9 protein-coding genes and 1 tRNA gene are annotated in these 8,131 nt (G+C 53.6%); 9 read left to right on the top strand and 1 reads right to left on the bottom strand.

Features of this window, described 5'->3' with window-relative positions; translation table 11 throughout:
- Positions 1-660, bottom strand: a 660-nt coding sequence (gene hemA, locus ACWA6V_RS13205) for a glutamyl-tRNA reductase (protein ID WP_449522926.1), incomplete at its 3' end; no start/stop codon positions are given.
- 163 nt (positions 661-823) lie between these two features.
- On the opposite strand from hemA, the gene ACWA6V_RS13200 reads away from it, so the two are divergent.
- From ACWA6V_RS13200 to ychF, 9 genes are all read left to right on the top strand, one after another.
- Complete coding sequence (locus tag ACWA6V_RS13200; RefSeq protein ID WP_449522925.1) at positions 824-1,357, top strand: 3'-5' exonuclease; 534 nt, start codon at positions 824-826, stop codon at positions 1,355-1,357.
- A 70-nt stretch (positions 1,358-1,427) separates the two neighbouring features.
- Entirely contained in the window at positions 1,428-3,206 is a 1,779-nt protein-coding gene (locus ACWA6V_RS13195; RefSeq protein ID WP_449522924.1) for a tetratricopeptide repeat protein, read from the top strand.
- Entirely contained in the window at positions 3,203-3,814 is a 612-nt protein-coding gene (lolB, locus tag ACWA6V_RS13190; protein ID WP_449522923.1) for a lipoprotein insertase outer membrane protein LolB, read from the top strand. Before ACWA6V_RS13195 ends, lolB begins: the two co-directional genes overlap by 4 nt.
- Positions 3,811-4,656: a 4-(cytidine 5'-diphospho)-2-C-methyl-D-erythritol kinase gene (gene ispE / locus ACWA6V_RS13185; protein ID WP_449522922.1), complete on the top strand. Its 846-nt coding sequence runs from the start codon at positions 3,811-3,813 to the stop codon at positions 4,654-4,656. The genes lolB and ispE overlap by 4 nt, the downstream gene beginning before the upstream one ends.
- A gap of 25 nt (positions 4,657-4,681) precedes the next feature.
- A tRNA-Gln gene (locus tag ACWA6V_RS13180) sits at positions 4,682-4,756 on the top strand.
- A 252-nt stretch (positions 4,757-5,008) separates the two neighbouring features.
- A complete protein-coding gene (locus tag ACWA6V_RS13175) occupies positions 5,009-5,938 on the top strand; it encodes a ribose-phosphate pyrophosphokinase (protein WP_449522927.1) in 930 nt (309 codons plus the stop codon).
- A gap of 103 nt (positions 5,939-6,041) precedes the next feature.
- On the top strand, positions 6,042-6,650 hold the full coding sequence (locus tag ACWA6V_RS13170; protein WP_449522921.1) for a 50S ribosomal protein L25/general stress protein Ctc: 609 nt from the start codon (positions 6,042-6,044) through the stop codon (positions 6,648-6,650).
- Positions 6,651-6,796: 146 nt separating this feature from the next.
- Positions 6,797-7,390, top strand: coding sequence for an aminoacyl-tRNA hydrolase (gene pth / locus ACWA6V_RS13165; protein WP_449522920.1), 594 nt, complete (start codon positions 6,797-6,799; stop codon positions 7,388-7,390).
- A gap of 111 nt (positions 7,391-7,501) precedes the next feature.
- A partial coding sequence (gene ychF / locus ACWA6V_RS13160; protein ID WP_449522919.1) for a redox-regulated ATPase YchF occupies positions 7,502-8,131 on the top strand: 630 nt, incomplete at its 3' end.

Below are 8,131 nucleotides of genomic sequence, written 5' to 3'. Positions count from 1 at the left end.
CGCGAGGCGTTGGGCACGGTCAAGGGTGCGGATGGCCACACTAATATGTTTAATGCCCTGCTCCGCCAAATGGCGTGCAACCAGTTCAATAGTTTCACCTGCACCAATCAGGAGCGCAGTATCCTGTTTGAGGTTGGAGAAAATTTGCTGCGCGAGGCTCACCGCCGCGTATGCCACTGAGACAGGGTTCTCACCAATCGCTGTTTCTGTACGCACACGCTTGGCGATATTAAAAACCTGCTGGAAAGTTGCGTGCAATTCCGCACCTAAAGTGCCCGCTTCTTTGGCAACAGCAAAAGCTGACTTCATTTGGCCTAGAATTTGCGGTTCACCCAGCACGAGTGAATCCAGGCCGCCGGCAACCTTCATCATATGGCGCACGGCTTCATGATCCTGATAGCAGTAATAGCTATTGGCCAAATCTGCCGCCTCAATCGCGGTGTGGTCGACCAACCACTGCTGGATCGCGGTCGCATCACTTTCACTCGCCGCATAGATTTCAGTGCGATTGCAGGTGGAGAGGATGGCAACTTCGGTCAACCCCGCGTGGGCGCAGGCCTCTTGCATCGCGCCCTGCAGATTTTCCGGCGCGAACGCAACCCGCTCGCGCAAGGCAAGAGGGGCGGTAGTGTGGTTGATGCCAAAGGCTAACAGGGTCATGGATCAGGCTAGTCGTTATAAAGGCCGGTATTGTCCGGTCACAGAGAGGGCGTGACAAGAGGCAAGTTCTTAATCCTGCCATAAACAGGTGCTATTACGCCGATTCATCGCCAAGTTACATCTGCATCTATACTCAACCACAGCCGCAGCTCAAGGAATTTTTATGCGCCGACTGCCCAACCCGACCATTATCGACATCGAAGCCTCAGGTTTTGGCTCGCGCAGCTACCCGATTGAAATCGGCGTAGTCAAAACCAATGGCGAGCGCTACTGCGCGTTGATCGAACCGCAACCGGAATGGGATCACTGGAGCCATAGCGCTCAGGCCATACATGGCATCACCCGCAAACTAATCGAAACACGTGGGCGTAAACCGCGCGATATCTGCAACGAACTCAATGAGTTCTTGGGTGATATCACTGCTTACAGCGATGCCTGGACCCACGATAGCCCCTGGCTCAACCGGTTATTTTTTGCCGCGCGCATCAACCCCAGATTTCATTTGAGCCCGATTGAAATGATTGCCACCGAAGCGCAACTGCTGGTGTGGGATAAAACCAAAAAGCAGTTGGAAAAGCGGCTCGACATCAAACGCCACCGGGCGAGTGGCGATGCCTATCTGATCCAACAGACCTTCCTCGAAACCCGCCGTTTGATCGATACCCAACCCGCTCTGGCGCGGCGTACCGGGCTTTAACTGGCGGACGCGGGCGGGATCTTTTCACATCGACACCAGAACGCCCTTTTTATCATCCGCCTTCACGTTTATGATGTCCGACCGCGCAACCTGGTTTGCGCCCACCCTTCTGTTCCGTTACCGGTCGCGCATGATCAAACACCGCCCCATTATCCTGTCGAGCATGACCCTTTACTGGGTATTGAGCGGTTGCAGCCTGCAATCAGCGCGCACAGTGGCGGCACCTGAACCCCAGCCGGAAATACTCATCCAGACACCGGCCAAGCCATTTCCCACCGAGACACTCTATTCGCTGCTCACCGCTGAAATTGCCGGCAGCCGCGCGCAATATGACCTGGCACTGAGCAATTACGTACAGCAGGCACGCGAGACGCGCGACCCGCAGATCGCCGAGCGCGCCACTATGATCGCGCGCTATCTGGGCAACAATACGGTGGCGCTGGAAATGGTCCAGATCTGGGTCAAAGCCGCCCCACACAATAAAGATGCGCTCGCCAACACCTCGATGGCCTATATGCAAGCTGGCCAGTTGCGCGAAGCCTTTGAGTTTTCGCGCCGTCTGCAAGATGAAGGCGGTGAACCCCTGTTCCAGAATATTGCCGCCAATGCTGCGAGCCTGGACGATATTCAACGCGCACTGTTACTAAACGATTTTGTCACCGAGCTGCAAAACCATCCAGAGGATGAGCAGCTGATGGTCGGCACGGGCATACTGCTCCAGCAACAGGGCAAATATGATGAGGCCATGAACCTCACCCATCAGGCGCTTAAAATCCATCCGCGCAGTATTCCCGCTGCCATACTGGAAGCGAATTTGTTGCATCAGTTAAAACGCGACCAGGAAGCGATTGCCAAAATGGCCGCGTTACTGGAGTTTTACCCGGACAACACCAGCCTGCGCCAGCAGTACGCGCGCATCCTCACCCATCACGATATGGAATTGGCGCAGGAGCAATTTACTATCCTCACCAAGCAGTTGCCAGGCAATGGCGATATGTTGCTGTCGCTGGGGATTATCGCGCTGGAGCGCAAAGATACCGAGACGGCGCGCCAAGCCTTTGAAGAGTTATTGGATCGCGACCTGCACATCTCCACCGCCCACTATTATTTAGGGCGCATGGCTGACGCGCGCAGCGACTTGCCCGAGGCCATCATTCATTATCTACAGGTGGAAAACGGTAACGACTTTCTCTCGGCTACCATCAATCTGCTGGATATATTTGTGCGCCAGGAAGATTTCCTCAGCGCCCAACAACATATGAATCGCCTGCGTTTGCGCTTCCCCGACCAGAGCGAAGCCCTCTATGTACTGCACGGTCAGACACTGGTGAAACACAACTACCTACTGGAAGCGGATGTGGTATTCAGCGAAGGTTTGGCCAGCTTTGCCAGCAGCACCCGCTTATTGTTTGCGCGCGCCATGCTCAATAACCAGCGCAAACGCATCGCCGCCGCTGAGCGCGACCTGCGCCAGATATTGAAACAGCAGCCAGATAACATCGCTGCGCTCAATTCGCTTGGTTACATACTGGCTGATCGGACGCAGCGTTTTGATGAAGCGCGGGTATTGCTGGAAAAAGCACTCAAACTCAAACCCGACGATGCGGCCATCATGGATTCCATGGGCTGGCTTCAGTATCGCACCGGTAAATACCCCGAGGCACTGGAACTGTTGCAAAGGGCATTTACCGCCGCCCCCAATGCTGAAATCAGCGCTCATCTGGGTGAAATTTTGTGGATGCTGGGCAATAAAGAAGAGGCGCGCCGGGTGTGGCAAGAAGGTATAAAACTCGCCCCCAACGACCCGGTCATCCAGGAAACCCTCAACCGCCTCAAGGCCGATTTATGATGCAACACCGTTTACTTCTCATAGTGTCACTGCTGTTTATCGGCGGCTGCGTGCATCAGGGCTCGCTAACACCGCCGCAGGATGTCGTGGAACACCAGCGGCAGGTGCAGGCGATTGATGATTGGCAACTGTCCGGGAAATTGGGTATTCGTACCAGCGCCGACAGCGGCAGCGCGAGCGTCAAATGGGCACAACAACTCGCCAGCTACCAAATCAACCTCAGCGGCCCGCTGGGGCAAAAAAGTATGATCATCACCGGCACTCCCGACAAGGTGCGCCTCGAACAAACCGGTGAACCAGCACAAGAGGCTAAGACGGCCGAAGCGCTGATCAAAAAATCTGCCGGTTGGACCCTGCCCGTTGCCCAGCTCGCCTACTGGGTACGCGGCGTGCCCGCGCCCAAGTTGCGTATCACCCAACTACAACAAAATGAAACCGGATTAATCGCTCAGTTAATTCAAGGTGGCTGGAGCATTCATTACAGCAACTACCGCGATCAAACCTTCAACGGCATTAATTTACCTCTGCCAGGAAAAATCACCGCCGAATATAAAGATGTGCGTCTGGTACTGGTGATCCGCGATTGGCGATTGGGAGCCGCGCAATGACCAACCTGACACTATTGTCGCCCGCCAAACTCAATTTGTTTTTGCACATTACTGGCCGCCGCCCCGATGGCTACCACAATTTGCAAACCCTGTTTCAACTGCTCGATTACGGCGACACTTTGTCATTTAACACCCGCATCGATGGTGAAATCACACTTGCACCTGAATTGTCCGGGGTCACTTTTGAGCACAACCTGATCATCAAAGCCGCGCGAGCGCTTGAACCCTACAAATCCGCCCACGCCGGCATTGATATCCACCTTGAAAAACGCCTGCCGATGGGCGGTGGTATTGGCGGCGGCAGTAGCAATGCGGCCACCACCCTGGTCGCACTCAACCATTTATGGGGCTGCGGTCTGGATAAAAATCATCTGCAGGCGATTGGATTAAAACTAGGCGCCGACGTGCCCGTCTTTATTAATGCCCAAACCGCATGGGCAGAAGGTGTGGGCGAAGAGTTACAAGCTATTGAAATGCAGCCAAAATGGTTTCTGGTTGTACAACCTGATTGCCATGTATCCACTGCTGAAATTTTTTCTCACAAAGATTTGACAAGAGATACTTCGGCCATTAAAGTGGCGGCCTTCCTTGAGCGGGGTGGTCAAAACGACTGCGAAGCCTTGGTGAGAAAGCTCTATCCGCAAGTCGATAACGCACTCATCTGGCTCCAAAATTTTGATCGCAACGCGCGAATGACGGGAACCGGAGCCTGCGTATTTGCAAGTTTCGAGTCGGCAGAAGAAGCACTTAAGGTGCAGGCACAATTGCCCAAACATCTGCCCGGTTTTGTAGCCCAAGGTGTAAACCAATCGCCTCTCTACAGACTGCTTCCTTCACGCTAATCAAGAACTGTGTTTTTAACACAATAGGGGCGTCGCCAAGTGGTAAGGCAGCGGGTTTTGATCCCGCCATTCGTAGGTTCGAGTCCTTCCGCCCCTGCCATCTATTTTCAGTCATTGTTTCAGGTGTGTTCACAATTTAAATCGCACCACTAACACGAATCCTAAACGATGACTATTCTGATTAATTCCCTTTTGATACAGCTCAATCCGCGCAACACCCTGAAATTTCCTAGGGTAAAAAACGCTGCTTTGCGCAGACAGACTTTTTACACAGAGAAAATATCGGCTCTGGCATTTAACCACCAGCAATCACCCCAGCCATCACCAAAAGGTATCTGACGTGACTGACTTAATGGTCTTTACCGGCAACGCAAACCCGGATCTTGCTAAAAAAATTGTGGATCATTTGGGCATGCCACTCGGCAATGTATCTGTCTCGCAATTTTCTGATGGTGAAATTGCCGTCGAGCTGCACGATAACGTGCGCGGTCGCGATGTGTTTGTGGTCCAGTCAACCTGCGCCCCAACCAATGACAACCTGATGGAATTGATTGTGATGGTGGACGCCCTGCGTCGCGCCTCCGCTGGCCGTATCACCGCCGTGGTGCCCTACTTCGGCTACGCCCGCCAGGATCGCCGCGTGCGTTCAGCGCGTGTACCTATCACCGCCAAAGTAGTCGCTGACATGATGGTAGGCGTGGGTGTTGACCGCGTACTTACCGTTGACCTGCACGCCGAACAGATCCAGGGTTTCTTTGATGTACCAGTAGATAACGTCTACGGCTCACCCGTGTTACTGGAAGATATAGAAGCGCAAAAATTTGAAGACCTGATTGTAGTGTCACCCGATATCGGCGGTGTAGTGCGCGCCCGTGCGGTAGCCAAACAATTGGGCATAGATCTGGCGATTATCGATAAACGCCGCCCGCGCGCCAATGTTGCGGAGGTGATGCATATTATCGGTGAGATTGAAGGCCGCACTTGCCTGCTGGTGGATGACATTATCGACACCGCCGGCACCCTGTGCAGCGCCGCCAAAGCCCTGAAAGCGCAGGGCGCCAAGAAAGTCGTCGCCTACTGTACTCACCCGGTATTATCGGGCAAGGCGATTGAAAACCTGAATAATTCCGAGCTGGATCAGCTAGTCGTCGCCGACTCAATCCCGCTCAGCAAAGCCGCTCAAGAATGCTCGCGCATCCGCAGCTTGACGCTGTCGAAAATGCTCGCCGAAGCCATGCGCCGCCTGAGCAATGAAGAATCCCTGAGCGCAATGTTCCGCTAACGAACATTGCCTCGGTAAACTGCCACTGCGCATCCTGCACAGTGGTTACTGAAACCCATCAGGTTCTGGTCGCGGATCTGAATGGAAAATTGAGGACGATAAAATGTCTGAAGACTTTAAATTAGATGCAACAGCCCGTAACGATTTAGGGAAAGGTGCGAGCCGCCGCCTGCGTCGTTTGGCAAATCAAGTTCCTGCTGTAATTTACGGCGGCAACGTAGCGCCTGCTAGCGTTTCTGTTTCTCACAATGAACTGATGAAGCACTTGGAACACGAAGCTTTCTACTCGCACATCATTAGCTTGAACGTGGACGGCACTGCTCAGGACGTGATCCTGAAAGACGTACAACGTCACCCGTCCAAGCCAGTGGTTTTGCACTTGGACTTCTTGCGTATTGATAAGTCAACCAAGGTACACACTCATGTACCTCTGCACTTCATCAATGAAGCAATCTCCAAAGGCGTGAAAATCCAGGGCGGTAAAGTGGTTCACAACCTGACCCAATTGGACGTCATCTGCTTCCCACACCAATTGCCAGAATTCATTGAAGTGGATTTGGCAAACGCAGAAACCGGCACCATCATTCACATTTCTGACCTGAAATTGCCAAGCGGTGTTGTTTCTGCTGACTTGCAAAAAGGTGCAGATCACGATTTGGCAGTTGCCACACTCGTTAAGCCGAAAGGCGCAGCAGAAGGCGAAGAAGCGTAATTTCTTCTTCCCCTCCAGAAAAAGGGCTGACTCTTCGGAGCCAGCCCTTTTTTTATGGCGATGATAAAAGGACAATTCCCAGACTCAATTCCCAAGTACAATGCGCGCCGCAATAACTATCACCCATTCGAGCATGAGATAGATTCATGGCCAACACTGAGATCCAATTGATCGTCGGGCTGGGCAACCCCGGCAGCGAATATGAGCGCACCCGCCACAATGCCGGTGCCGATTTTGTTGAGGAGTTCGCCCGCTCACTCGGCGCATCCCTGGTGAATGACAACAAATACTCCGGCCTCACCGCTCGAGTGAATTACCAAGGGCGCGACTTACGCCTGCTGATCCCCACCACTTACATGAACCGCAGCGGGCAATCGGTCGGCGCCATGGCGAATTTTTTCAAGATCGAGCCAGCGGCAATTCTGGTCGCCCACGACGAACTGGATTTAGCACCTGGCATCGCCCGATTTAAACAAGGTGGCGGCCACGGCGGCCACAATGGCCTGCGCGATATCATCGCCGCACTCGGCAACAACCCCAATTTCCCGCGCCTGCGTTTGGGTATTGGCCACCCGGGTGTCGCAGCGATGGTAGCCAACTTTGTACTCAAACGCGCACCATCGAGCGAACAGGAACTGATTGATGACGCCATCGCCCGCGCCATCAAATGCACTCCGGACGCGCTCAAAGGCGATTGGAATACGGCGATGAAAAACCTGCATACCGATCCCAAAAAGTAGCTGCAAGGGAAAGCAGCGCAAACTTCGTCTAATGGGCGCCGAGCATGTATAATCGCGCCCTCTCGATTTTCACCCCTTATTTTTCATACTTCTCATTAGCGGAATAGCATCATGGGTTTCAATTGCGGTATCGTCGGCCTGCCCAACGTCGGCAAATCAACACTGTTCAACGCCCTGACCAACGCCGGTATCAGCGCCGAAAACTTTCCCTTCTGCACCATTGAACCCAATGCCGGTATCGTGACCGTACCCGATCCACGCCAGGACAAGCTCGCGGAAATCGTTAAACCCGAGCGCGTTGTCGCCACCACTATGGAATTTATCGATATCGCTGGTATTGTTGCCGGTGCATCGCGCGGCGAAGGCTTGGGCAACAAATTCCTCGCCAACATCCGCGAGACCGATGCCATCGCCCACGTAGTGCGCTGCTTTGACGACGACAACGTGATCCACGTTGCCAACGGTGTAAATCCCGCGGCCGATATCGAAGTGATCAATACCGAACTCGCGCTCGCCGATCTGGAAGCGGTAGACAAAGCCATCAACCGTTACGCCAAATCCGCCAAAGGCGGCGACAAGCACGCTATAGCAATCAAAGCCCTGCTGGAAAAAGTGCAACCGCACTTGAACGAAGCCAAACCACTGCGCTCCTTCCCGCTCGATAAAGAAGAAGTGGCGATGCTGAAAGAGATCAACTTGCTCACCCTCAAACCCACCATGTATATCGCCAACGTGGCGGAA

The organism is Cellvibrio sp. (assembly GCF_053579595.1).
The sequence above is the reverse complement of the archived record's forward strand: the minus strand, read 5'-3'. Positions and strand labels throughout refer to the sequence as shown.

Coding starts and splice junctions, on each gene's coding strand:
- ACWA6V_RS13200 (WP_449522925.1), top strand. CDS start 824: ATGCGCCGACTGCCCAACCCGACCATTATCGACATCGAAGCCTCAGGT.
- ACWA6V_RS13195 (WP_449522924.1), top strand. CDS start 1,428: ATGATGTCCGACCGCGCAACCTGGTTTGCGCCCACCCTTCTGTTCCGT.
- lolB (WP_449522923.1), top strand. CDS start 3,203: ATGATGCAACACCGTTTACTTCTCATAGTGTCACTGCTGTTTATCGGC.
- ispE (WP_449522922.1), top strand. CDS start 3,811: ATGACCAACCTGACACTATTGTCGCCCGCCAAACTCAATTTGTTTTTG.
- ACWA6V_RS13175 (WP_449522927.1), top strand. CDS start 5,009: ATGGTCTTTACCGGCAACGCAAACCCGGATCTTGCTAAAAAAATTGTG.
- ACWA6V_RS13170 (WP_449522921.1), top strand. CDS start 6,042: ATGTCTGAAGACTTTAAATTAGATGCAACAGCCCGTAACGATTTAGGG.
- pth (WP_449522920.1), top strand. CDS start 6,797: ATGGCCAACACTGAGATCCAATTGATCGTCGGGCTGGGCAACCCCGGC.